Here is a 22,929-nt window from a genome sequence, read left to right as displayed (position 1 = left end):
GTTAATAAATTATGATAAAGTAGTGTTACCGATGTGACCAGGCATCTTTGTTACCTATGTGCCGGTCACACAGGGGGGATCAAACCGCCGGCAGTTGCATCACCAGTGCAAAGGCGGTGATTATCCAGATGAGGGTACTTAATAAATAGGGGTGTTTAAAGCGCTCATAGGTTTTTTTAACAGACCATAAATCAATCAATAGCACCGGGACTACTGTCAGGGCCGCAAGTAAAAGAATCTGTGCGACCAACCAATCGCCGGTTTCAAAAGGCAGGATGTCCCTAATACCCTCTGCCAACACGTAGAGGATGGCCTTTAATTTCAGCAGCACCCATAAAACCCAGGGTTCATAATAGGCCAGTAAAAAGGAAGCCAGAGCCGTCGGGAGGATGAGTTTCATACCGGGGATTTTGAAGAATTTTTTAATGGCCTCGCCGAATTCCTGGGAAAAAAAGACGACTATGGCCGAACACAGTACAACCAATGCAATGGTTAATAACATGCCGCTACCCTTTTTCTTCCAGTGCTTCCCAACGCGCATAAAGTGTTGCCAATTCCGCCTCGTCTTTTGCCAGTTGTTGCGTGAATTGAGTGATAGTTTGCGCATCGCGTTGATAAAAATCGGGATTGGACATCACCAACTGCAATTCGCTTATTTTTTCTTCCAATTGTTCAATTTTTTGAGGCAATTGCGCTAACTCCCTTTGCTCATTAAAACTCAGTTTAACCGAACTAGCATTGCGTTTGATAGTCTTAACCGGTGCATTGGTGTCGCGCTGCTGCTTTTTCTGCCGGCGATAATCCTCATAGCCTCCCACGTATTCATTAAATACTCCTTCGCCTTCATAAACCAGCACACTGGTGACAACCTGATTAATGAAAGCACGATCATGGCTAATCAATAACAACGTGCCCGGGTAATCAACCAGCATGGTTTCGATGAGTTCAAGCGTTTCGATGTCCAAATCATTGGTCGGTTCGTCCATGACCAGAAGATTTACCGGTTTGGCGAATAATTTGGCCAGCAGCAGGCGGTTACGTTCACCGCCGGATAAGGTGGAAACCAGCTGATTGAATCGCTCCGGAGGAAATAAGAATTCACGCAGATAAGTGGCCACATGCTTTTGTTTGCCATTGATGGTGACGTAATCCGCCCCATCGCCGACATTGGCCATGACCGTTTCATTTTCATTGAGTTGGCGGCGTAGTTGATCAAAATAGGCGACCTCAAGGGAGGTCCCCTGACGCACCGTGCCACTGTCAGGCTGCAACTCACCTAGCAAGGTACGGATCAGCGTGGTTTTACCGCAGCCATTAGGGCCAATGATACCCACTTTGTCACCGCGAGTCAGCAGCAAGGAAAAATTCTTAAGCAGTGTTTTATTGCCTAATGTTAAATTGACCTTATCCGCCTCAATCACCAAAAAACCGGAGCGACTCACATCCAGCGTCACCGACTGCACCTTGCCCAATTGCGCTCGACGTGCCCTGTGTTCTTCACGCATGGCTTTTAACGCCCTCACCCGCCCTTCGTTGCGGGTTCGTCTGGCTTTAATGCCGGTGCGAATCCAGGCTTCTTCCTCACTCAGGCGTTTATCGAACAATTCATTGTGCTTCTCTTCCGTCAATCGCATCGCTTCACGGCGATCGAGGTAGGTTTCATAATCGCAATCATGCGTATACAGGTTGCCCCGGTCGACTTCGACAATGCGGCTGGCCACCTGGCTTAAAAATTCCCGATCGTGGGTTACAACCAGCAAACTGCCCTGGTACGTTTTGAGATAAGATTCCAACCAATCAATAGCATTCACGTCCAGATGGTTGGTCGGCTCATCCAGCAGGAGCAAATCCGGTGCGGCAATCAAGGCTGCGGCCAACAGGGCACGGCGTTTCATCCCGCCTGAGAGTTTATCCATGCGTGCATTGGCATCGATGCCGATGCGGGTAGCCATCATTTCAACCCGTGGCAAAATATCCCAGGCGTGGAGATTGTCCATCCGAACCTGGCATTGGGCGAGGCGATTCATATCGTTGCCCTGAGACAAGCGATGAAACTCATCAAGCACCTCACCCACTTCGCCAAGACTTTTGACCAGGAAATGATAAACCGATTCATTCTCATGAACAGGCACGTCCTGCGTTAGTCCTGCCACACGCAGGCCGCCCAAGCGGTTAATCTGGCCTTTGTCCGGTTGCAATTGGCCTTGCAACAGCCGCAGCAGAGTGGACTTGCCGGCACCATTGCGCCCTACCAGCGCAATACGATCCTGGGCTTGAATCTGCCAATCCACATCGTTAAGCAATTGATTGCCAGCAATTTTCAAGCTGACACCGTGAAGCGAGAGTATACTCATAAAAAACCTGTTGACCTAATTGTGTAAAACCTATTTTTCAATGATCAATTGCCTGTCTTTCTGCGATATATTAAAAAGCGACAACACATTCATTCCCAACAGCACCATCTCGTCCTGTTCATCCGGTAAAATGACCGCTTTAATATTTTTTAACTCAAAAGGACCAAAGGATAATCGCTCAAGCCGCGTTAATAAGCCGGTGACCTCGCCGCTGGCGGTATTGAGGGTAATGGGGTAACGACCTTCCAGGTGAAGCGCATCAGCAACGGTTTTGGGAATAGCAACCAGACTTGCACCCGTATCCACCATAAACTCAACCGCCTTGTCATTGATGAACCCCTTGACGCGGTAATGGCCCTGCCTGTCGCTTTTAATGGTTAACGTGCCCTGGTCTATGTCGTAGCGTGCGGGGTCATGCTGCTCATGAATATAAAAAAAAGTAAACAGCAGGCCGAATAAAATCAACCAGGCAATAATAAACATCTTACGCCCGGTACGGGCGTATGAATCGTTTTCCACGCCAGTGACTCACTTATTGTCGAGGTAAAACCAAAATGCCGTCCATTTCAACCTGGGCACCGCGCGGCAGTGCTGCCACCCCAATGGCCGCTCTGGCTGGGAATGGTTCAGCGAAATAGCGGGTCATGGCTTCGTTAACCAAAGGAAAATGGTTCAAATCGGTCAAATACACATTTAATTTGACAATATTGGCCAAGGTGCCCCCGGCTGCTTCGCACACGGCAGTTAAATTCTCCAGAACCTGATTAATCTGCAACCTGATTTCGTCACTGCAAAGCTGCATGGTTTTAGGATCCAGTGGAATTTGCCCGGATAAATACACGGTATCGCCGCAACGGACGGCCTGGCTGTAAGTCCCAATCGCTGCTGGAGCGACTTCGCTGTGAATGGCTTGCATGAATTAATCCCCCTGTTTCTTACGGTAAAGGCGCATGACCACTTTATTGGCCCGCAAGCGCCGCATGACTCTGGCTAAATGGGTACGGTCACGCACACTGATTGAAAACGTAACCGCGTTATGCCGCCCGTCGCGTGGGTCGACATTGATATTGCCAATATTGGATTCCGCCTCCGCAATGGCTGTGGCTAAAGCAGCAAGCACACCACGCTGGTTGGCCACGTCCACAGTGATATCCACCCAGTATTCTCCCTGCACCTGCTCATCCCAGCGCAGGGAAATAAACTGCTCAGGATGGCTTCGGACATGATTGACCTGCGGGCAGTCACTGGCATGAACAATAATACCTCGACCCTGCTGGAAACGTCCAACAATGCTGTCGCCGGGTATGGGCTGGCAGCAATCGGCAAAATGAATCACCATGCCCTCGGTGCCTTTAATGGCTAAAGGTCCCCCTTGGGCGGTTTTTTCAAGTTCCGGGCTTTCCTGGGTAATGACTAAGCGTTTGGCAATGACCATGGGCATTTGATTACCGATACCCACAGCGTAATATAATTCATCGGCAGATTTATAGCTGAGATCCTGCAGGAGGGCCTGAATGGATTCAGGCGGTACCTTGGATAACTCACTGCCCAGTTCGTTCAGTGCCTGATCCAGCAATCGTTTGCCAAGGACAATGGATTCTGCATGTTGCTGACTTTTCAAAAAATGACGGATATTGCTGCGCGCCTTGCCAGTTACGACAAAATTTAACCAGGCAGGATTCGGATGAGCGCCCGGCGCGGTAATGATTTCCACGGTTTGCCCATTGGACAAGGGGATGCTTAAAGGCACCAGCCGGCGGTTCACCTTGGCCGCCACGCAGCTGTTGCCTACGCCGGAGTGAACCGTGTAAGCAAAATCAACCGGGGTGGCCCCTTTTGGCAATTCCATGATATGCCCTTTGGGCGTAAACACGTAAATTTCATCAGGAAACAGGTCGATTTTAACGTTTTCGATAAATTCCAGTGAATTACCGGTGCTGCGCTGCATTTCCAGCAAACGCTGCACCCATTCCCTGGCCCGTAACTGGGCTTCATTAATTTCAAGGCCTGAGGATTTGTAAATCCAGTGCGCGGCAACCCCGTTTTCAGCAACCTTGTCCATATCGCGGGTACGGATCTGCACTTCCAGCGGTACGCCATAAGGACCAAACAGGGTCGTGTGCAGGGATTGATAACCGTTAGCCTTGGGAATGCCGATGTAATCTTTAAACCGTTGGGGGACGGGTTTATACGTGCGATGTAACGCACCCAGTACCCGATAACAGGAATCGATGTCTTCGGTTATCACCCGAAAAGCGAACACATCGGTAATCTCCGTAAAAGATGCTTTTTTTTGCTTCATTTTACGGTAAATGCTGTAAAGATGCTTCTGACGGCCAAACACATGCTCATAAGGAATATTCAAATCGTGCAGGGCTTTTTGCAAATCATGTTCAATGCGTTGAGTCAGCTCCCGGCGGTTACCCCGTGATTTCTCCACCGCCGATTTAATGGCACGGTAGCGCATGGGGTATAAAGCCTGAAAACCCAAATCCTCAAGGCCAGTGTAAAGCGCGTGCATCCCCAGACGGTTGGCAATCGGGGCATAGATTTCCAGGGTTTCAATGGCAATACGGCGGCGTTTTAAACGCGGCATGGCGCCAAGAGTATGCATGTTATGGAAGCGATCAGCCAGTTTAACAATAATGACGCGGATATCCTTCACCATGGCAAGCACCATCTTACGAAAGTTTTCCGCCTGGGCTTCTGCCCGCGATTCAAATTTGATTTTGGTTAATTTGGTCACGCCATCCACCAGCGCAGTGACGTCTTCGCCGAATTGCTGGGTTAAATCATCTTTGCTGATGGACGTGTCTTCGACCACGTCATGCAGGAGCGTCGCCATGATTGTCTGATAATCAAGACGCATGCGGGCAAGAATAAGGGCAGCGGCAACCGGATGGGTGATATAAGGCTCGCCGGAACGGCGCATTTGCCCCTGATGTGCTTTTTCAGCGACCAGGTAGGCCTGATAGCATTTTTCAATGTAGGGTTGCTCTAGATAGCATTTAAGCTCTTCATCCAGCTCCTTAAAGTAGCTCACGCCTTACTCCCCTCGCTTTGATGACGGCTATTATTAGGCGAGCCGCAGCTCCCTGGTTATAATTCAAGCGATATTGCCAAAACATCGAAAGCCTTAAACCAATTCTTATTAAAAAATGTACTCTATTATTTAAGTATCGCCATCAATGCATGAATCATCAAGACAAATAGACTATCCGGATGATAATTCCTGATTTTGGGATAATTAAGCACGTCCCAAGGTTTCGTGAAGGCCACGAAACCTGATACAGAGGAGATCTACCGGATGTTAATCCTTCTCCAGAATTTCAGGCGTGACTAATCCGGCTGCGATTTCTCTTAAAGCAACCACTGTGGGTTTGTCATTTTCCCAATCCACCATTGGTTGCTCGCCGCGGACTGCGATTTGGCGTGCACGTTTTGTAGCCACCATGACTAATTCAAAACGATTTGCTACGTGTTCTAAACAATCTTCTACCGTTACACGTGCCATACAAACTACCCTCCAGAATTGAAACGGCAAACCTTTTTATACCCGGTTTTGCCTACTTTTTAGCTAAAACATTCTATTTTACTGCTATGAGAGCAGGAAAGAAAGTAATTTTCCTACTTTGGCCGATTGACGCTGCAAGGTCAGGCGATTGGCTTTGACAATGGCCGTGAGATCCGACGCCGCCTGTTCGAAGTCATCATTGACAATCAGGTAGTCAAATTCTGAAAAATGGCTTAATTCATCCTGGGCCCTATGCATTCGATCAGCGATAACGTCCTCTTTATCCTGTTTCCTCTCCTGCAAACGCTGTTTTAACACGTCAAGCGATGGCGGAACCACGAAAATGCTGATGGCCTGGGGGAAAATGCGGCGGATTTGCTGCGCCCCCTGCCAGTCGATATCGAGAACCACATCGATGCCGGCACTGAGACGGGCATTGATCTGCGCCACGGAGGTCCCGTAATAATGGTTGAAGACTTGGGCATGCTCAACAAAATCGTTGTCATTAACCATCTCGAGGAAACGTTTTTCATCCACAAAGAAATAATCCGCTCCCTCTTTTTCGCCGGGACGTTTGGCACGCGTCGTATGAGAGATGGATACCTCAATGTCATCCAGTGTGCCAGTCAGGTGTTTAACCAGACTGGTTTTGCCGCCACCTGAAGGCGCTGCTACGATGAAAATATTTCCCAGCAATAAATTAGCCATTTTATCTACTCTATGTTTTGAATTTGCTCTCGCATTTGTTCAATCAATACTTTCATTTCTATCGCGCACTGTGTCAGTTCAATGGAGTCTGATTTTGAGCCCAGCGTATTGGCTTCGCGATTTAATTCCTGCATCAAAAAATCAAGCCGTCGACCTGATGCTTCAGTATTACTCAATACGCGCGCAACTTCCAGCAGATGCGTGGTTAAACGATCAAGTTCTTCACTGACATCCATACGGGTGAGCATAAGGGCGATTTCCTGCTCAACACGGGTCTGGTCAATATCAAGTTGCAAGGCATGCAAGCGGGTTGATAATTTATCGCGGGTATCATCCATGGACACGCTGACAGCCATTCTGGCTTTATCCACTTCGTCGTGCATTTTTTTAAGCCGCAACTGCAGGTAATGCTCTAAAGCCTCCCCTTCGGCCATTCGCGCCGTGATCAATGCCTTGACCGTCTGCGCAAATAAGTCTTTGACCTGACTGGCCAGATTTTCAGCGTCGGGTTGAGCAACCTGCACAATACCCGGCCAACTCAGCAGGGCTGACAGGGTTAAATCATTGGCCAGATGTTTCTCAGCGGCCAGCTTATCGCCCGTTTCGAGCAGGGAATCCAGCAAAGAATGGTTGATGGCGATGGATTGTGCCTGGCCGGCATTATCAGTCAGCTTTAACTGGCATTCAAATTTACCACGGCTGCACTGCTCACGAAGCACATGGCGCAAGTCATTTTCCAGAAAGCGAAAAATCTCAGGCAGCCTGAAAGAAATGTCCTGGTAGCGATGATTCACGGAACGAATTTCCCAACACAGGGTGGTCGCCTCAACCTGAGCCTGGGCTCGAGCAAAGGCAGTCATGCTTTGAGTCATAGAAAACCTGGATTGACTAAGGTGGGGCGACTATAAACGAAATTTGTACAAATGCAAGCCCAGGTGCATGATTGCCTGGAAAAGGGTATACTTGTGCATTTTTAGCGAGGATGAACCCATGCGCCCAAGTAATCGCGAAGTCAATCAGTTACGCCCCATCAAAATTACCCGCCAATACACCCAACATGCCGAAGGCTCCGTGCTGGTGGAATTTGGCCAGACCCGCGTACTGTGCACCGCATCAGTGGTCGAAGGCGTGCCTCGTTTCCTCAAGGGTAAAAATCAAGGCTGGATTACCGCGGAATACGGCATGCTCCCCCGTGCCACCCACAGCCGTACCGAGCGCGAAGCGAGTAAAGGTCGGCAGGGCGGACGCACCCTGGAAATCCAACGATTGATTGGCCGCTCATTAAGAGCCTGCATGGATTTAAAAGTACTGGGCGAAAATACCCTCACCATTGACTGCGATGTGATTCAGGCAGACGGTGGTACGCGTACAGCAGCGATTACAGGCGCCTGCGTGGCCATGAAAGATGCGGTCCACTGGATGGTCACCCGTGAAAAGCTGCGCAAAATGCCTGCCTTCCAGTATATAGCCGCCGTCTCAGTCGGCGTCTACCGCGGCCAGGCCGTTCTTGATCTGGATTACGCCGAAGACGTCCTGGCGGAAACCGACATGAACGTGGTGATGAATGAAACCGGAGAATTCATTGAAGTACAGGGTACAGCCGAGGATAAAAATTTCTCTCGACAACAGCTCAATGACATGCTGGCTCTGGCTGAAGGCGGCATTGCCCAATTAATCCAGTTGCAAAAGGAAGCAGGGCTTCAGGGTTAAACATCGAGTGCATCGACATGGATGCCGCGGCACGTAGGATTAAGTCTTTGCAATGAACCTGGCTCGGCCGGTAGCCCGTACACAGGGGGGCGTGCCCAATAAAAACCGACCTTACTGCGGCTTGTCCGGGTAACCCGTACACAGAGGGCGTGCCCCCAATAAGCCTACCTACCGCGGCGTGGCCGCGGTATCCAGCGCTCAGGTCATTGCCTACGCCCCCAACTGGATGCCGCGGACAAGCCGCGGCACGTAGGGATTAGGTCTTTGCAATGAACCTGGCTCGGCCGGTAGCCCGTACACAGAGGGGCGTGCCCCAATAAAACAGACCTTACTGCGGCTTATCCGGGTAACCCGTACACAGAGAGCGTGCCCCCACTAAAGCCTACCTACCGCGGCGTGGCCGCGGTATCCAGTGCTCAGGTCAACGCGTTCGAACTAAAACAGGGTTTTATTAATCGCTACATCCCGTGCCGTGTGTTTGGCAATGAGGTTGTCGTGAACAAGCTGGGTCAAATGCTGATCAAGCGTCTGCATGCCCTTGGCCTGCCCCGTCTGAATGGACGAATACATCTGTGCCACTTTATCTTCACGAATCAGGTTTCGGATGGCTGAATTGCAAATCATGATTTCCAGCGCCGCCACCCGCCCGCCGCCCACTTTCTTTAACAGACTTTGTGCTACCACAGCCATTAATGATTCAGATAACATCGAGCGGATCATCGACTTTTCTTCACCAGGGAACACGTCAATAATCCGGTTAATGGTTTTGGTTGCCGAGTTGGTGTGCAGCGTGCCGAAAACTAAGTGTCCGGTTTCTGCCGCGGTCATGGCGAGACGAATGGTTTCCAAATCCCGAAGCTCCCCTACGAGAATAATGTCGGGGTCTTCACGCAGGGCTGAACGCAGGGCCGCATTGAAACTGTGCGTATCACGGTGCACTTCCCGCTGGTTGACTAAGCATTTCTTGCTGTTGTGGACGAATTCGATGGGATCTTCGACGGTCAGAATATGCTCATAGCGGTTGGAATTGATGTAATCGATGACTGCCGCAAGCGTGGTACTTTTACCCGATCCGGTCGGTCCTGTAACCAGCACCAACCCCTTGGGGTAACTGGCCATTTCGGTAAAAATAGGCGGCAACCCCAAATCCTCCATGCTTAAAATTTTGGACGGAATGGTTCGGAATACCGCACCGGCACCCCGTGACTGGGTAAAGGCGTTGACCCTGAAGCGCGCAAGGTTGAGAATTTCAAATGAAAAGTCGGTTTCGAGATGCTCCTCAAATTCCTTGCGTTGTTTGTCATTCATGATGTCGTAAATGATTTTAATGACATCCTTGTGCTCCAAAGCCGGCACGTTAATGCGCCGCAAATCGCCGTCGACACGAATCATCGGGGGCAACCCTGCCGATAAATGCAGATCCGAGGAATTATTTTTAACTGAAAAAGCTAACAACTCGGCAATGTCCATATCCAATCCCTGTCATCACGTTGCTGACTATCACTATTTCATAGAGTAGCTCACTAACTGCCGTGGGGCAATGATTGTGAGGATGAAGCGGCTTTGATATCGTTAGCTTTTTGCAATCAGCCGACAATACCATGACCATTGCCGAACGCATACACCTTATTCAGCAACAAGTCTCCCAGAGTGCCAAAGCCTGCCAGCGTGAGCCGCAGACCATTCGCATCATGGCCGTGAGCAAAGGTCAGCCTGTCAGCGCGATAAGCGAAGCCTTTGCGGCCGGCCTGTCTAACATCGGTGAAAATTATTGGCAGGAGGCTTTCGAAAAAATGAAGCTCCTGCGGCACCTGCCGCTGACCTGGCATTTTATCGGCCCACTGCAAAGCAATAAAACCGAGGGCATCGCCAGGCATTTTGACTGGGTTCACAGCGTTGATCGGGAAAAAATCGCCCGCCTTCTGTCGCAGGCACGCCCGGCCGATAAGCCGCCGCTTAACCTCTGCATTCAGATTAATCTCGATAATGAACCCAGCAAGTCCGGCATTGATCCTGCGAAAATCGATGCGTTGGTTAAATGCATTAACACCTTGCCCGGTTTATGTCTGCGTGGCTTTATGGCCATCCCCAAACCCTTGGCGGATGAGGAAGCACAGTATGCCAGCCTGCAACGACTCACCGCCTTGCTTAAGGAAACCAATCAGCGCCTGCACTTGCAGATGGATACCTTATCGATGGGCATGAGCGATGATTTGCAGGCCGCCATCCGTGCCGGCAGTACCTTTATCCGCATTGGCCGCGCTATCTTTGGCGAGCGCCCTCATAACAGGACATGATGAATGAACATTACTTTTATTGGTTATGGTAATATGGCACGCGCCCTGATTCAGGGCTTTGAAAGAAATAAAACCCTGACGGTAAGTGCCGCTTCCCCCTCGCTTAAAACCGGCCAGCTCGGTTCTTTGCGATGCTATGCAGACAACAAGGCCGCGATCGGACGTCATACCGATATTCTGTTCCTGACGGTCAAGCCGGCCAAAATGGCTGAGGTCCTCCGTGAAATCGGCTCCTTTATTCCGCCAGAAGCGGTGGTCATTTCCGTGGCGGCCGGCGTAAGCCTTGCGTTTATCCAGTCATTTTGCACACCCGGGCAGGCCATTATCCGCTGCATGCCCAATCTACCGCATGCCGTTGGACTTGGCGCCACACCGCTGGCAGCCAATCAAGCCTTAACCGCCACACAAAAACAACGCGTCGAAGCGCTTTTTCAAAGTGCGGGGATTTATACCTGGGTTGACGAAACAGACCTCAATGCATTTACCGCCATCTCAGGCAGCGGCCCTGCCTATGTTTTTTTATTGATTGAGGCCCTGGTCGATGCAGCAACAAAACTCGGCCTTAAAGAGGCTCAGGCGACTGATTTTGTTTCTCAAACCGTTCGGGGCGCCGCGGTCCTGCTTCAGGAAAGCGGCCTGTCAGCCCGGGCCCTGCGTGAAAAAGTGACCTCCCCTGCCGGCACCACGGCTGCAGCCCTTGGCGTATTGCAAACGCAAGGGTTTGCGGTAATGATTGATTCAGCCGTGAAAGGAGCATTTAATCGCGCAAACGAACTGGGTTCTATTGACACTGCCTCAAAAAAGCCAAAAAATTAACACCATTCAAGCATGGCCTGATCCATCAGCCTTGCCTTAACCGCTATCCCTTGAGGAGATTTTATGACAGGCCTTGTAACTGTAGGGTATTACCTCGTCAGTCTGTTTTTTTCGTTAATCCTGTTATTGTTATGGGCTCGTATTTTTTTACGGTATTTCCGCATCAGCGCCCTGCATCCCATAAGCCAGGGCATTAACGGCTTGCTCAACCCGGTCATCGGCCCAGTCGAGCGCTTAGTCTACAAAAATCAGCCAGCGCCCAAACGCTACGACTGGATTACCCTGCTCTTTGTCATCGTGGTAGAATTGATTAAATTCTTTCTAATCGGCCTGATTGTTTATGGCGCTATTATGCCCTTCCCTTACCTGATTCTTTTTACAGCCGCCGACCTCATTGTCCAGCCCCTTAATCTTCTATTCTTCATGGTGTTAATCCGGGCACTTATGAGTTGGGTTAACCCGCAATGGCACCATCCGGCCGGGGAAGTACTGGCGGTGATGACTAACCCGTTACTGGCTTTGGGACGTAAAATCATCCCTGATATTTCCGGTTTTGATTTCTCACCCATCATTATTATGATCATCATTAAAGTCATTACCCTGTTTATCAGCGCATCCATGCCTTTACCGATTCTTTAGGAAAAGGCAGCCTCCTTTTTTAAGTGAGAGCAGCTATACTTGAAGCAAAGAATACGACGTTGAGGGCTGCCATGAACCGTGTGTTAACGACCCTTGGATTGCTGCTCCTCTCATGCACAGGTTTTGCTGCACAATCCCTTTATTGCCCTCAAAAGGCCGGCTACATTAATGTCGGCATGACCGAGGATCAGGTCAGGGCAGCCTGCGGCGAACCATTAAGCAAACAGGAATCCAATAACCCTATCATGCAGAAAGTGCAGGTTCAGCAATTGTTTTTTAACAATCAGGGTTCCAGCACGGCCTTTTATGGCGTCTGGTCATTACCAGTCGGAACCAGCAGCGGCGCCCAACTGCAGGTCGATGTCGTCAACAATAAAGTCTACAGCGTCAAATTAAATGGTTCCGACACCAATGCTTTTTCCATCTGCGGCGGGACCAGCATCCAGGTCGGTGATCCCGTTGGAAGGGTCTATGGCTCCTGCGGCAACCCCTCGCTGGTGAACAACACTTACATCAATCAACCGGTAGCCACAGCCCAGAAACCGCAACTATGGATTTATCAACCCGGTCAATATCAATCACCCGTTACCTTGACATTTGTCGATGGCAAATTACAATCCATCGATTAAATTTTATCGGGATAGTATGAATGGCTGAAAGTATTGATGAAATTACCATTGCCTTTGCAGATGACGGCATGGAAACAACGAAAGAGCTGGGCAAGGAAATTCTTTCCAAGGGAGCCTGGACGACCATCCTGTTTCGTTATCAGGATTGGGATAATACCCAAAAGGCCTATGGTCCGGTTAAATATTCCATTCGCCGCTACCAAAAGCGTAACAACCAGTACTGGATGAAATCCAAATTCAATATTTCAAGCAACGAGCAGGCACGAAAAATAATTGAAACACTGAACCAATGGCTTGCTGAGGACGACACCACGGGCAACTAGCCGTTCTCAGAATTGAATTGACCCACCTCTGGCACACCACGCGTGTGCCGCCGTCAATTTTGAATAATGCTGCAAATTGCTTTATAATTTTTCCCCATCTAATCCTCGGTGCCTGGCATGAAATTTCGCTTCACACTTCTTCTGTTCTGCTTCATGGCCATAGCAGGTGCCTGCTATTTTTATTTTAACCGTGTTGATGCCGAACTGCCTTCCGTCACACGGGCTAAACCCATTACCGTGGAAGTCTCGCGCGTCAAAGAAAAGGTATTTGCCGAGGAATTTGAAACCTTAGGCTCCTTAGCCAGCGTCGACAACATTGACATCAGTTCGGAATTGGCCGGGCAAATCACCGCCATTCATTTTAAGCCGGGCACCGACGTTAAAAAAGGCACACTGCTCATCCAGCTCGATGATACTGTCTTAAGGAGTGAATTGGCGACTGCGAAAGCTAATCTTGAACTGAGCGAAACCAATTACAAACGAACCACCGAACTCGCCAAACGCGGACTGGCGTCCGAGCAGGCTCAAGATCAGGTGCTTGCTGATTTGAAAGATAAGCAAAACCGCGTCAAAGTTAAACAGGCGCAATTGGCAAAACTGCGCCTGAAAGCCCCATTTTCTGGCACCCTGGGGTCCAGAAAAGTCAGTGTCGGTCAGTATGTGAATGTTGGACAACCCTTAGTCCGCCTCATTGCCAATCACCAGTTGCGCATTGAATACAGCCTGCCTGAACGCTTTTTAACCCGTTTAAAATTAGGCCAGCAAGTGCGGGTTTTTTCTGAAGCCTTCCCCAAACACAGCTTCAAAGGGGTTGTCAATTACATTGCGCCGTCCATCGATAAGGAAACGCGTACGATTGCGGTCGAGGCGTTAATCGATAACGACAGGCAACTCTTGTCAGCCGGCCTTTTCGTGCGGGTCAGCCATCAGTTGGGCAAAGAAAAAAAGCGCCTGTTTGTTCCGGAAGAAAGTCTCATTCCTACCATCAATGGCCAGCGCGTTTTTGTCCTGCGTGACGGCAGGGCCGTGGCCCTTCGCGTGCAAACCGGCGCCCACTATAAAGCACTCACTGAAATTAACAGCGGCTTAAACCCCGATGATGTCGTCATTATCCGCGGGCAACACAAGCTCAAAGAAGGAAGTCGCGTGGTCGCTGTTGCCCATGGTGCACCGTGACGTTTCCTGAGCGCTGCATCAAGCGCCCAGTCTTCACTATCGTCCTGACCTTACTGCTGGTGATTACCGGTTTATTGCATTTTAAACAATTGCCTGTGCGTCATTTGCCAAACATTGATAAACCCGTGGTCACGATCATGACCGTTTTTGATGGGGCCAGTCCGGATCTGATTGAAAAAGAAATTACCATCCCCATTGAAAACCTATTAACCAGTGTGCCTGGGGTCGATCTGATTCGTTCAACCAGCCTGCTCAGTAAAAGCCGCATCAATGTCGAATTTCAATTGGGTGTGGATATTAATGAAGCCGTGAATGAAATTCGCAATAAAATGTCGGCGCTTCAACCGCGTCTTCCCTTGGGCAGTGACGCACCGACTGTCAGCAAAAATGATGACGATGCTAATCCGGTCGTGGTTATTGCCTTTCATGACTCCAATAAAAACGCACTGGAATTAACCGATTACATCACCCGTAATATCAAACCTCAATTGCAGGAAATTCAGGGAGTCGGCGAGGTGGTTTATCATGGCGCACGCGACTATGCGGTAAAAATCGCACTGGATCCGGTCAGGATGGCCGCCCGAGGCATTACCGTAGCCGACATTAAACGAACACTCACGCAGCAGAACATCGATGTACCCAGCGGGCAAATTAAAAGTAAAAACCGTTATTACACTGTCGTCACCCACGCCCGCATTCAAAACGTCAAACATTTTGCTGAATTGGTGATTGCCAAACGCAATAATCAACTGATTCGTCTGGGTGAAGTCGCTATCATTAAAGTGGGCAGCGAACATGAAGATAACCTCTTGCGGGTGAATGGTAAACCCGCCGTGGGTTTAGCCATTCTCGCTCAATCCACAGCCAACCCGGTCGAGGTCGCTAAAGCCGTCAATCAGGAACTTAAACGCCTGCGTCCTACCTTACCCGTTGGATTTCAAGCCGAAGTGGTTTTTGATTCCACCCATTTCATTAAGGAATCGATCCACCAGGTCTATAAAACGTTCATCGAAGCCGCCCTCTTTGTCGGCTTTGTTGTGTTTTTATTTTTAGGATCTTTAAGGGCCTCGCTCATTCCCATCATCACAATTCCCATCTGCCTCATTTGCACCTTCTGGCCCATGTATTGGCTGGGATTTGAATTAAATTCGCTGACTCTACTGGCTATGGTGCTGGCCATTGGCCTGGTTGTCGATGATGCCATTGTCATTCTTGAAAACTGTCACCGCCATATGGAGGCGGGACTTTCGGCGATGCAGGCAACCATTAAGGGCAGTAATGAAATCATGTTCGCCGTCATCGCCATGACCTTAACCCTGAGCGCCGTTTATGCCCCTATGGGTTTTGTGTCCGGGTTTACCGGCAAATTATTTTTGCAATTCGGCTTTACCCTGGCATTGACAGTTATTTATTCCGGCATTATCGCATTAAGCCTTTCCCCCATGATGTGCTCAAGGCTGATGAAGAAAAGTCATTCACCCTACCAAAACTGGCTGGACAGGCAATTTGCCCGCCTCGGCAATGCCTATCGGCGCAACCTGCAAAATACCCTGAAAAAACCCATCATCCTGGTTGTGTCATTACTGGCTTTTGCAGGCGCAGGCACGCTGTCTTATCAGAAACTTGGCGCGGAAATTGCGCCAGTGGAAGATCAGGCTTATATAATTGGGCCAGTCAGTTCGCCAACCAATTCCAGCACAGCGTATACCGATTACTACACGCGTGAACTGGAAGCCATTTATGAATCCATTCCAGAAAAAATGGCTTATATGGTTTCCATCAAACCTGCCGCGGCCTTTACATTATTGAAATTAGCGCCGTGGAACAAACGCTCACGCTCGCAAAAAGAAATCAGTCAGGATCTAAGTGACAAAATGCAGAAAATCCCCGGCATTAATGTTTTTCCCGTCAGCCCCAATCCCTTAGGTCATCGCAGCGGCGGTAACAGTCAGTTCAGCCTGGCCTTAGTCAGCAATACCTCTTATTTACGTCTCAATGAAATTGGCACAGGCCTGGTCAAACGCTTGTCCAAAGATCCATTATTGCGCCACGTCAAAAATAATCTGGCGCTCGACAGTGAACAGGTGGACATCACCATTAATCGCCAGCTGGCAGCCGATTTGGAAGTCAACCTCGCTGATATTGCCGAATTACTCTCAACCATGCTCGGCGGTAACAACCCGGTTAACTTTAATTACGACGGTCAGGCTTATAAGGTCATTCTGCAATTGCAACAAGCTCAGCGCAGCGACATTGCGATTTTAAATAAACTCTACGTGCAAAGCGGCCATGGCCGCATGATTCCACTGACTACCCTAGTCGAAGTCAATAACAGCATTGGCCCTGACAGCCTGCCGCATTTAAATCGTCAACGTTCCGCAATCATTACCGCTGAACTTGCACCCAATGCCCATATCAGTACAGTCGTATCACGGGTGGAGCACCTGCTCCACGATTACTTGCCTGACGATATCCAATACCATTTTACCGGTGCGATTAAAGATTACCTCGAATCTTCCGGAAGCAGCTTATCTGCTTTTTTACTGGCACTATTATTCATCTATCTGGTATTGGCGGCGCAATTTGAGAGTTTTACTGATCCGCTAATCGTCCTGCTAAGCGTTCCCCTTTCGCTGGCAGGCGCCGCCCTGATCCTTTTCCTTTGCGGTGAAAGCCTGTCGATTTATACCAACATCGGTATGGTCACCCTAATAGGCCTTATCACCAAACATGGCATTATGATCACCGAATTTGCCAATCAACGGCTTCAGCAAGGTCAGGATAAATTGACCGCGGTATTAACCGGTGCTGAAGCCCGCTTACGCCCTATCCTGATGACCACCATGGCCATGCTGCTCGGCGCCCTGCCTTTAGCCCTGGCTTTTGGTGCCGGCGCTGAAAGCCGGCGTCAATTGGGTATTGTCATTTTAGGCGGCATGAGCGTGGGTACTTTCTTCTCCTTGTATGTCGTACCCTTTGCCTACTGCCTGCTGTCACGGCGTAAACCGGTGGAGATGGCAGACACAGTAAAAGTGCATCATCAACCGATCGTTAAAGAGGCTGAAACGATAAAATATAAAGCTTAGTGCCCACTCACGGATGCCCGCCTTGCGCGGGCATGGCAGAAAGCGAGCGCTTGCTCCTTCAACTGATTATGAATAAGCCGAAGTCACGAACAAACGCACGATGCTCCTGTTATATTAGAAATAGCAACCCACACCATCGAAACCGATGACGTCGCAGTGCCTGAAGGATGATTGATCCAATTGATAACGGGCCTTGCCGTACACTGCCACAATCCGATCACCCCTCTGCTCCACTTTAGGCAATTGATAATCGCTTTCGTCCAGGCAACCGACGTCCAGCTGTTGCCAATTGGCCGTCGCCGTGGTTACGGTTTTTGGTTGGGTCAAGGTCCCCTGGGCACAGACGCTTAATCCCAGATCCTGTGGCGCAGGCGCTGAGAAGACCACATCATACCCGGCCAGGGCCGCCTTGATGGCTTGATGGGCATCAAGGATACCGTGACCACAAGGCTTTTTACCCACACACGACTTGTTGGCATCTCGGCTCTCGCCAAATGCATGGGTGGTTGTAAAGAGGAGTTGCTCAACCTGTTCCGGCGTGATATCGCTGTTTTTTACAGCATAAATCAGAGCGGCAATACCTGCGGCATGTGGAGAAGCCATGCTGGTGCCCTGATAAAAGTCGAATCCAGACCCCTGATAGCCGCCCCCCGGATTAACCGTCGACAGGATAGCGCCGGTCTTGCCATAGCGCGCGTCACCACCGGGTGCCGCGTAAGTAATACCAGGACCGTAATTGGAATAATAAGCACGCAAACCTTCAGGGCCGGTGGAGGCAACCTTCATGGTGTGATTACAGACAGCAGGGGCATTATAATGTTCCCAGCGGTTATCATTACCGGCTGCTGCAGCAACGACGGCTCCCTGCTCGCGGGCGAACGCCAAGGCTTCCTGCAAGGCTTCATCGCAATGATCAATCTCTTTACCAGGACCTTCATCCACCCCAAAACTCATATTCAATACTTTAGCGGGGTAAGGATTGTGCGGCACCCCCGGCACATCACCACCGACAGACCAGTATATGGCATTGACCACCTGACTTTCATAAAACATACCGCTGGCATCCGGTATTTTCACTGGCAATACTTTGAGGTGAACGCCTATGCCATTCATGACATCGCCATAACCGGCAATCGTTCCGGCGACATGCGTCCCATGATAGGAACGGGTTTCATCCCGGACATCGCGGTTGTTTCCAGCAAAATTCCAACCCCAGACTGCCCCGCCATCGTCTTTCGTGAGGTTATCCACCAGACTGGGATTTAAGGCAACCCCGGTGTCCAGCACAGCAACCACCACGGGGAAATACGCCTCACCTGTTGTATAAGCCCAGGCTCCGTCTCGCTTGCCGGCGGCCGATTCCAGCATGACGCCTGCCGGCGCTGAAAACTCATCCCATTGCAGTTCGTGGGATAGTGGCATGTAGTCACTGCGCCTGGGCTGGTTCATGGGCTTAAAATGGCCCACACGGTCTTTGACGGCGTATTTGATCTCGGGATTGTGACGTAATGTCGCCAATACCCATTCCGTTGCGTCGCCACCTTTGCCAAAGGCCTGTTTTATTTCTGTGGCTGAAATGGAAAGCACATGGGCACCATTCGCCATGGGAGTCAGTGTGTGGATAGGAACATGCAATTGCTGAGTTAATTGCTTTTGCAGGCTGGTCAACGCCATGGGGTGTTTGTACTTGACGATGACCCGCACGTCATTGGCTTTAGTTGAAGCATAGCCCCCTTGCGCCAGGGCCAGCAGGGTGAATCCAAGAAATCCTGTTTGATACCGCATTTATCCCTCTCCTTGCGTCAATAAGTTGTTCAGTATGCAGGAGTTTTTTTTTAACAACAAGAGTATTGGTTACGGATTACAAGTCTTGCACTCAGGAGGGGATATCCCCCTTTGTACAGGGGGAAAGTAATGAATCAATAACGGTAATGATCCGGTTTATAAGGCCCGTCAACAGCAACCCCAATATAATCTGCCTGTTCAGGGGTCAACTGGGTTAATTTTGCGCCTATGCGGTCTAAGTGTAGCCGGGCCACTTTTTCATCCAGCTGTTTGGGCAATACATACACCTGGTGGTCGTAGCGGTTACTGTGCTGAAATAATTCGATTTGGGCTAAAACCTGATTGGTGAAAGAGGTAGACATCACAAAACTGGGATGCCCCGTCGCACAGCCCAAGTTAACCAAACGGCCTTCGGCTAGAATAATCAGACGTTTGCCGTCTGGGAAAATGACATGATCGACCTGGGGTTTTATATTTTCCCAACGGTATTGGCGCAGGCTTTGGATATCTATTTCTGAATCAAAATGACCGATGTTACAAACAATGGCTTGATGACGCATGCGGATAAGATGGTCATGTGTCACAACGTGGTAATTGCCTGTGGCGCTGACGACAATATCCACCTCATGAGCAACATCATCCAAAGTCACTACCCGATAGCCTTCCATCGCCGCCTGCAAGGCGCAGATGGGATCAATTTCGCTGATATAGACCGTTGCTCCCTGGCCTCTCAGGGCTTGAGCACAACCTTTGCCCACATCGCCATAACCCAGCACGATAGCTACCTTGCCAGCAATCATGACATCGGTGGCTCGCTTTAATCCATCCAGCAGGGATTCCCGGCAACCGTATAAATTATCGAATTTCGACTTGGTCACGGCATTATTGACATTGATGGCCGGCATTTTGAGCTGATGCTGCTTAGCCATTTCATACAAACGGGCTACACCGGTTGTGGTTTCCTCCGAAACACCCTTGACGTTCTTGAGCAGGTCTGGGTATTTTTCATGCATGACCTGAGTCAAATCGCCGCCGTCATCCAGTAACAGGTTGGGCTCCCAGCCATTAGGCCCGCGGATGGTTTGTTCCACACACCACCAATACTCGTCTTCCGTTTCACCTTTCCAGGCAAAAACCGGGACACCGCTTGCCGCAATCGCCGCGGCGGCCTGATCCTGGGTGGAAAAAATGTTACAGGAAGACCATCGGACTTCAGCACCCAGAGCAATCAGGGTTTCGATTAATACGGCTGTCTGAATGGTCATGTGCAGGCAGCCGGCAATTCTTGCGCCCTTCAACGGTTGGGTTTTGCCAAATTCCTGACGCAAGGCCATCAAGCCCGGCATTTCGGTTTCAGCAATCGCTATTTCTTTGCGGCCCCAGGCAGCTAATGACAGATCGGCTACTTTAAAATCCTGCCCAACACGAGGGGTGCTCAATGCATCGATGTGTTTCATGTGATTATCCTTTCTCACGACTTTAAACCGGATTTAAACGCCTGTTGCACGATGCAACAGGCCATTGCTTCATTATAGTGCTCTTTTTAAGGCATCCACTTTGTCCAGACGCTCCCAGGGAAGGTCATTACGGCCATAGTGACCATACGCGGCTGTTTGTCGATAGATGGGACGCAGCAGATCGTGATGATCAATAATACCCTGCGGCGTCAAATCGAAGTGTGTATTGATGAGATCAATGATGGTGTCATCCGATAAACGTCCGGTATTGTAGGTGTCAATGCTGATGGACGTGGGCTCTGCCACACCAATGGCATAAGAAACCTGAATTTCGCATTTATCAGCAATGCCTGCAGCCACCAAATTTTTAGCGACGTGGCGAGCAGCATAAGCGGCGGAACGATCCACTTTGGACGGATCTTTACCGGAGAAACACCCACCGCCATGACGAGCCATACCACCATAAGTATCCACAATAATTTTCCGGCCAGTCAAACCGCAATCGCCCAACGGTCCGCCGATAACAAAACGGCCGGTGGGGTTAATGAAATAGCGGGTGGAGGCATTTAACCAGTCCGCTGGCAAAACCGGCTTGATGATTTCTTCACGCACCGCCTCGCATAAATCCTTGTGACTGATATCAGGCGCATGCTGGGTAGAAAAAACGATGGTATCAATCGCGACGGGTTTGCCCTGTTCATAGCGCATGGTGAGCTGGCATTTGGCGTCCGGGCGTAACCAGGGTAATTTCCCTTCTTTACGCAGCTGAGCCTGCTTCGCCATCAGGCGATGAGAATAGGCAATCGGGGCCGGCATGAAGACATCGGTTTCCCGGCTGGCATAACCGAACATGAGACCCTGATCCCCGGCACCGAGGATTTTGGTTTCTTTATTGTCAACCCCTTGGGCAATGTCGGGAGACTGCTTACCGATAGCACATAACACGGCACAGGATGCCCAATCAAACCCCATCTCGGAACTGTTGTAACCGATGTCGCGGATGACGCCGCGGGTGATTTCATCGACATCAACCCAAGCGTTTGTGGTAATTTCTCCGCCGACTAACACCATCCCGGTTTTGACCAGGGTTTCACAAGCCACACGGGCTTTGGGATCTTTTGCTAAAATGGCATCTAAAATGGCATCAGAAATCTGATCAGCAATTTTATCCGGATGGCCTTCTGAAACGGATTCCGAAGTAAAAACGTGAAAATTACTCACTACCTGTTCTCCCTAAAGTGGTTTTATTATTTTAACCCATCATACTGACAAATTCATCGAAAATGATTTCAATTTCATGCGGACCGGGGCTTGCTTCGGGATGCCCCTGAAAAGCCAACGCCGGTTTGGTCTTGTGGCGGATGCCCTGTAAACTGTTATCGAAGAGTGAGCGGTGCGTGATGTCCAGGCAATCCGGCAAACTGGTTTCTTCGACAGTGAAGCCATGGTTCTGACTGGTAATGAATACCCGGCGGGGCTGTTGCGTTTCAATCACGGGATGGTTGGCACCATGATGACCAAATTTCATTTTAACGGTTTTAGCGCCAGCAGCTAAAGCGAGGATTTGAAAGCCCAGGCAAATGCCAAACACGGGTATGCCCCTTTCCAAAAACTCGCGCGTGGCGGCAATCGCATAATCACAGGCAAACGGATCACCCGGGCCATTGGATAAAAAGATACCGTCAGGATTTAAAGCCAATGCGTCTTTGGCCGACGTGGTCGCCGGCACGAGGGTAATGTGGCAACCTTTGTCATGGAGAATGCGCAAAATATTGTATTTGACGCCAAAATCATAAGCGACAACATGGAAATGCGACGGCCTGGATTTTTGTCCCCATTCGCCGCGTCCCTCATGCCAGCGTTCGATCGTCTGGCGTGATACGTCGCAGGCCAGATCAAGACCGTCCAAGCCGCTAAATTGTTGTGCCTTGCGGACAGCCGCTTCCTCATCATCCCGCGTGCTGATGCAGGCACCAATAGCCCCTTTTTCCCGTAAACGGATGGTTAACTGGCGGGTATCTATTCCGGCAATGGCCACGACGCCTTGCTTCTTAAGCCATTCCGGCAGGGATTGTGACGCACGGTAGTTGCTGGAAATCAGCGAACAATGCCGCATAACCAGACCCGCCGCCCAGACTCTTGAAGATTCCATGTCCTCATCGTTACAGCCGGTATTTCCTACATGCGCGGTAGTCAGGGTGATAATCTGCCTGGCATAGGATGGGTCCGTTAACATTTCCTGATAACCCGTCATGGACGTATTGAACACCAGTTCACCGACGCAATCCCCGTGTGCACCCACGGAAACCCCTCGGAATACTGTTCCATCGGCTAGCGCTAAAATTGCTGGTTTATTTAACATGGAGATACTCATCACTAAGGGCTTTTGGGCTCTGGACCCTTTTGGTCTGAGAAAGGGCCCAGAGCAGACATCA

General features: G+C 50.0%; 21 protein-coding genes. 8 read left to right on the top strand and 13 right to left on the bottom strand.

What is annotated here, in order from left to right; translation table 11 throughout:
• Nucleotides 1–79 precede the first annotated feature (79 nt).
• The 8 genes from Lery_RS03570 to Lery_RS03535 form a co-directional block, all read right to left on the bottom strand.
• Nucleotides 80–502, bottom strand: a complete 423-nt coding sequence (locus tag Lery_RS03570; RefSeq protein WP_058525889.1) for a hypothetical protein — start codon at nucleotides 500–502, stop codon at nucleotides 80–82.
• Nucleotides 503–506: 4 nt separating this feature from the next.
• Nucleotides 507–2,354 carry an ATP-binding cassette domain-containing protein gene (locus Lery_RS03565; RefSeq protein WP_058525888.1) on the bottom strand — a complete coding sequence of 616 codons (1,848 nt, stop codon included), beginning with the start codon at nucleotides 2,352–2,354 and terminating at the stop codon, nucleotides 507–509.
• Between the two features lie 30 nt (nucleotides 2,355–2,384).
• Complete coding sequence (locus tag Lery_RS03560; RefSeq protein ID WP_058525887.1) at nucleotides 2,385–2,873, bottom strand: retropepsin-like aspartic protease family protein; 489 nt, start codon at nucleotides 2,871–2,873, stop codon at nucleotides 2,385–2,387.
• A gap of 13 nt (nucleotides 2,874–2,886) precedes the next feature.
• A complete protein-coding gene (locus Lery_RS03555; RefSeq protein WP_058525886.1) occupies nucleotides 2,887–3,270 on the bottom strand; it encodes a RidA family protein in 384 nt (127 codons plus the stop codon).
• A 3-nt stretch (nucleotides 3,271–3,273) separates the two neighbouring features.
• Complete coding sequence (gene spoT, locus Lery_RS03550; RefSeq protein WP_058525885.1) at nucleotides 3,274–5,397, bottom strand: bifunctional GTP diphosphokinase/guanosine-3',5'-bis pyrophosphate 3'-pyrophosphohydrolase; 2,124 nt, start codon at nucleotides 5,395–5,397, stop codon at nucleotides 3,274–3,276.
• A 267-nt stretch (nucleotides 5,398–5,664) separates the two neighbouring features.
• Entirely contained in the window at nucleotides 5,665–5,868 is a 204-nt protein-coding gene (gene rpoZ, locus Lery_RS03545; protein WP_058525884.1) for a DNA-directed RNA polymerase subunit omega, read from the bottom strand.
• An 84-nt stretch (nucleotides 5,869–5,952) separates the two neighbouring features.
• On the bottom strand, nucleotides 5,953–6,576 hold the full coding sequence (gene gmk / locus Lery_RS03540; RefSeq protein WP_058525883.1) for a guanylate kinase: 624 nt from the start codon (nucleotides 6,574–6,576) through the stop codon (nucleotides 5,953–5,955).
• A gap of 5 nt (nucleotides 6,577–6,581) precedes the next feature.
• On the bottom strand, nucleotides 6,582–7,448 hold the full coding sequence (locus Lery_RS03535; protein WP_058525882.1) for a YicC/YloC family endoribonuclease: 867 nt from the start codon (nucleotides 7,446–7,448) through the stop codon (nucleotides 6,582–6,584).
• 118 nt (nucleotides 7,449–7,566) lie between these two features.
• Between Lery_RS03535 and rph the strand changes: the two genes are divergently transcribed.
• Nucleotides 7,567–8,286, top strand: a complete 720-nt coding sequence (gene rph / locus Lery_RS03530) for a ribonuclease PH (RefSeq protein ID WP_058525891.1) — start codon at nucleotides 7,567–7,569, stop codon at nucleotides 8,284–8,286.
• Between the two features lie 435 nt (nucleotides 8,287–8,721).
• Here rph and Lery_RS03525 read toward each other — a convergent pair whose 3' ends face one another.
• Entirely contained in the window at nucleotides 8,722–9,756 is a 1,035-nt protein-coding gene (locus Lery_RS03525) for a type IV pilus twitching motility protein PilT (RefSeq protein WP_058525881.1), read from the bottom strand.
• A 131-nt stretch (nucleotides 9,757–9,887) separates the two neighbouring features.
• Here Lery_RS03525 and Lery_RS03520 point away from each other — a divergent pair, with 131 nt between their 5' ends.
• From Lery_RS03520 to Lery_RS03490, 7 genes are all read left to right on the top strand, one after another.
• Nucleotides 9,888–10,583 (top strand): YggS family pyridoxal phosphate-dependent enzyme, encoded by a 696-nt coding sequence (locus tag Lery_RS03520; protein WP_058525890.1) that lies wholly within the window; start codon nucleotides 9,888–9,890, stop codon nucleotides 10,581–10,583.
• Between the two features lie 3 nt (nucleotides 10,584–10,586).
• On the top strand, nucleotides 10,587–11,399 hold the full coding sequence (proC, locus tag Lery_RS03515; protein ID WP_058525880.1) for a pyrroline-5-carboxylate reductase: 813 nt from the start codon (nucleotides 10,587–10,589) through the stop codon (nucleotides 11,397–11,399).
• Nucleotides 11,400–11,462: 63 nt separating this feature from the next.
• Nucleotides 11,463–12,038: a YggT family protein gene (locus Lery_RS03510; protein ID WP_058525879.1), complete on the top strand. Its 576-nt coding sequence runs from the start codon at nucleotides 11,463–11,465 to the stop codon at nucleotides 12,036–12,038.
• Between the two features lie 71 nt (nucleotides 12,039–12,109).
• Entirely contained in the window at nucleotides 12,110–12,667 is a 558-nt protein-coding gene (locus Lery_RS03505; RefSeq protein WP_058525878.1) for a DUF2845 domain-containing protein, read from the top strand.
• A gap of 20 nt (nucleotides 12,668–12,687) precedes the next feature.
• Nucleotides 12,688–12,990: a hypothetical protein gene (locus Lery_RS03500; protein WP_058525877.1), complete on the top strand. Its 303-nt coding sequence runs from the start codon at nucleotides 12,688–12,690 to the stop codon at nucleotides 12,988–12,990.
• A gap of 117 nt (nucleotides 12,991–13,107) precedes the next feature.
• Nucleotides 13,108–14,166: an efflux RND transporter periplasmic adaptor subunit gene (locus Lery_RS03495; protein ID WP_082657112.1), complete on the top strand. Its 1,059-nt coding sequence runs from the start codon at nucleotides 13,108–13,110 to the stop codon at nucleotides 14,164–14,166.
• Nucleotides 14,163–17,252 (top strand): efflux RND transporter permease subunit, encoded by a 3,090-nt coding sequence (locus Lery_RS03490; protein WP_058525875.1) that lies wholly within the window; start codon nucleotides 14,163–14,165, stop codon nucleotides 17,250–17,252. Before Lery_RS03495 ends, Lery_RS03490 begins: the two co-directional genes overlap by 4 nt.
• 114 nt (nucleotides 17,253–17,366) lie before the next feature.
• On the opposite strand, the gene Lery_RS03485 is transcribed toward Lery_RS03490, so the two are convergent.
• The 4 genes from Lery_RS03485 to carA all read right to left on the bottom strand — a co-directional run bounded on the left by Lery_RS03485 (nucleotide 17,367) and on the right by carA (nucleotide 22,856).
• The gene (locus Lery_RS03485) at nucleotides 17,367–19,037 is read right to left on the bottom strand and encodes a S8 family serine peptidase (protein ID WP_058525874.1); all 1,671 of its coding nucleotides are present in this window, start codon (nucleotides 19,035–19,037) and stop codon (nucleotides 17,367–17,369) included.
• A gap of 134 nt (nucleotides 19,038–19,171) precedes the next feature.
• Nucleotides 19,172–20,494, bottom strand: coding sequence for an adenosylhomocysteinase (gene ahcY / locus Lery_RS03480; protein ID WP_058525873.1), 1,323 nt, complete (start codon nucleotides 20,492–20,494; stop codon nucleotides 19,172–19,174).
• A gap of 72 nt (nucleotides 20,495–20,566) precedes the next feature.
• On the bottom strand, nucleotides 20,567–21,715 hold the full coding sequence (gene metK / locus Lery_RS03475) for a methionine adenosyltransferase (RefSeq protein WP_058525872.1): 1,149 nt from the start codon (nucleotides 21,713–21,715) through the stop codon (nucleotides 20,567–20,569).
• 31 nt (nucleotides 21,716–21,746) lie between these two features.
• Nucleotides 21,747–22,856, bottom strand: a complete 1,110-nt coding sequence (gene carA, locus Lery_RS03470) for a glutamine-hydrolyzing carbamoyl-phosphate synthase small subunit (RefSeq protein WP_058525871.1) — start codon at nucleotides 22,854–22,856, stop codon at nucleotides 21,747–21,749.
• Nucleotides 22,857–22,929: the final 73 nt, after the last annotated feature.

Source organism: Legionella erythra (genome assembly GCF_001467615.1).
Taxonomy (GTDB): domain Bacteria; phylum Pseudomonadota; class Gammaproteobacteria; order Legionellales; family Legionellaceae; genus Legionella_C; species Legionella_C erythra.
This window is presented reverse-complemented; position numbering and strand designations above follow the sequence as displayed.

What these genes read in the sequence shown, in the direction of transcription:
- Lery_RS03520 (WP_058525890.1), top strand. Translation starts at nt 9,888, where the DNA reads ATGACCATTGCCGAACGCATACACCTTATTCAGCAACAAGTCTCCCAG.
- ahcY (WP_058525873.1), bottom strand. Translation starts at nt 20,494, where the DNA reads ATGAAACACATCGATGCATTGAGCACCCCTCGTGTTGGGCAGGATTTT.
- rpoZ (WP_058525884.1), bottom strand. Translation starts at nt 5,868, where the DNA reads ATGGCACGTGTAACGGTAGAAGATTGTTTAGAACACGTAGCAAATCGT.
- Lery_RS03555 (WP_058525886.1), bottom strand. Translation starts at nt 3,270, where the DNA reads ATGCAAGCCATTCACAGCGAAGTCGCTCCAGCAGCGATTGGGACTTAC.
- Lery_RS03505 (WP_058525878.1), top strand. Translation starts at nt 12,110, where the DNA reads ATGAACCGTGTGTTAACGACCCTTGGATTGCTGCTCCTCTCATGCACA.
- Lery_RS03495 (WP_082657112.1), top strand. Translation starts at nt 13,108, where the DNA reads ATGAAATTTCGCTTCACACTTCTTCTGTTCTGCTTCATGGCCATAGCA.
- Lery_RS03485 (WP_058525874.1), bottom strand. Translation starts at nt 19,037, where the DNA reads ATGCGGTATCAAACAGGATTTCTTGGATTCACCCTGCTGGCCCTGGCG.
- carA (WP_058525871.1), bottom strand. Translation starts at nt 22,856, where the DNA reads ATGTTAAATAAACCAGCAATTTTAGCGCTAGCCGATGGAACAGTATTC.
- gmk (WP_058525883.1), bottom strand. Translation starts at nt 6,576, where the DNA reads ATGGCTAATTTATTGCTGGGAAATATTTTCATCGTAGCAGCGCCTTCA.
- Lery_RS03510 (WP_058525879.1), top strand. Translation starts at nt 11,463, where the DNA reads ATGACAGGCCTTGTAACTGTAGGGTATTACCTCGTCAGTCTGTTTTTT.
- Lery_RS03525 (WP_058525881.1), bottom strand. Translation starts at nt 9,756, where the DNA reads ATGGACATTGCCGAGTTGTTAGCTTTTTCAGTTAAAAATAATTCCTCG.
- rph (WP_058525891.1), top strand. Translation starts at nt 7,567, where the DNA reads ATGCGCCCAAGTAATCGCGAAGTCAATCAGTTACGCCCCATCAAAATT.
- proC (WP_058525880.1), top strand. Translation starts at nt 10,587, where the DNA reads ATGAACATTACTTTTATTGGTTATGGTAATATGGCACGCGCCCTGATT.
- Lery_RS03500 (WP_058525877.1), top strand. Translation starts at nt 12,688, where the DNA reads ATGGCTGAAAGTATTGATGAAATTACCATTGCCTTTGCAGATGACGGC.
- Lery_RS03565 (WP_058525888.1), bottom strand. Translation starts at nt 2,354, where the DNA reads ATGAGTATACTCTCGCTTCACGGTGTCAGCTTGAAAATTGCTGGCAAT.
- Lery_RS03535 (WP_058525882.1), bottom strand. Translation starts at nt 7,448, where the DNA reads ATGACTCAAAGCATGACTGCCTTTGCTCGAGCCCAGGCTCAGGTTGAG.
- Lery_RS03570 (WP_058525889.1), bottom strand. Translation starts at nt 502, where the DNA reads ATGTTATTAACCATTGCATTGGTTGTACTGTGTTCGGCCATAGTCGTC.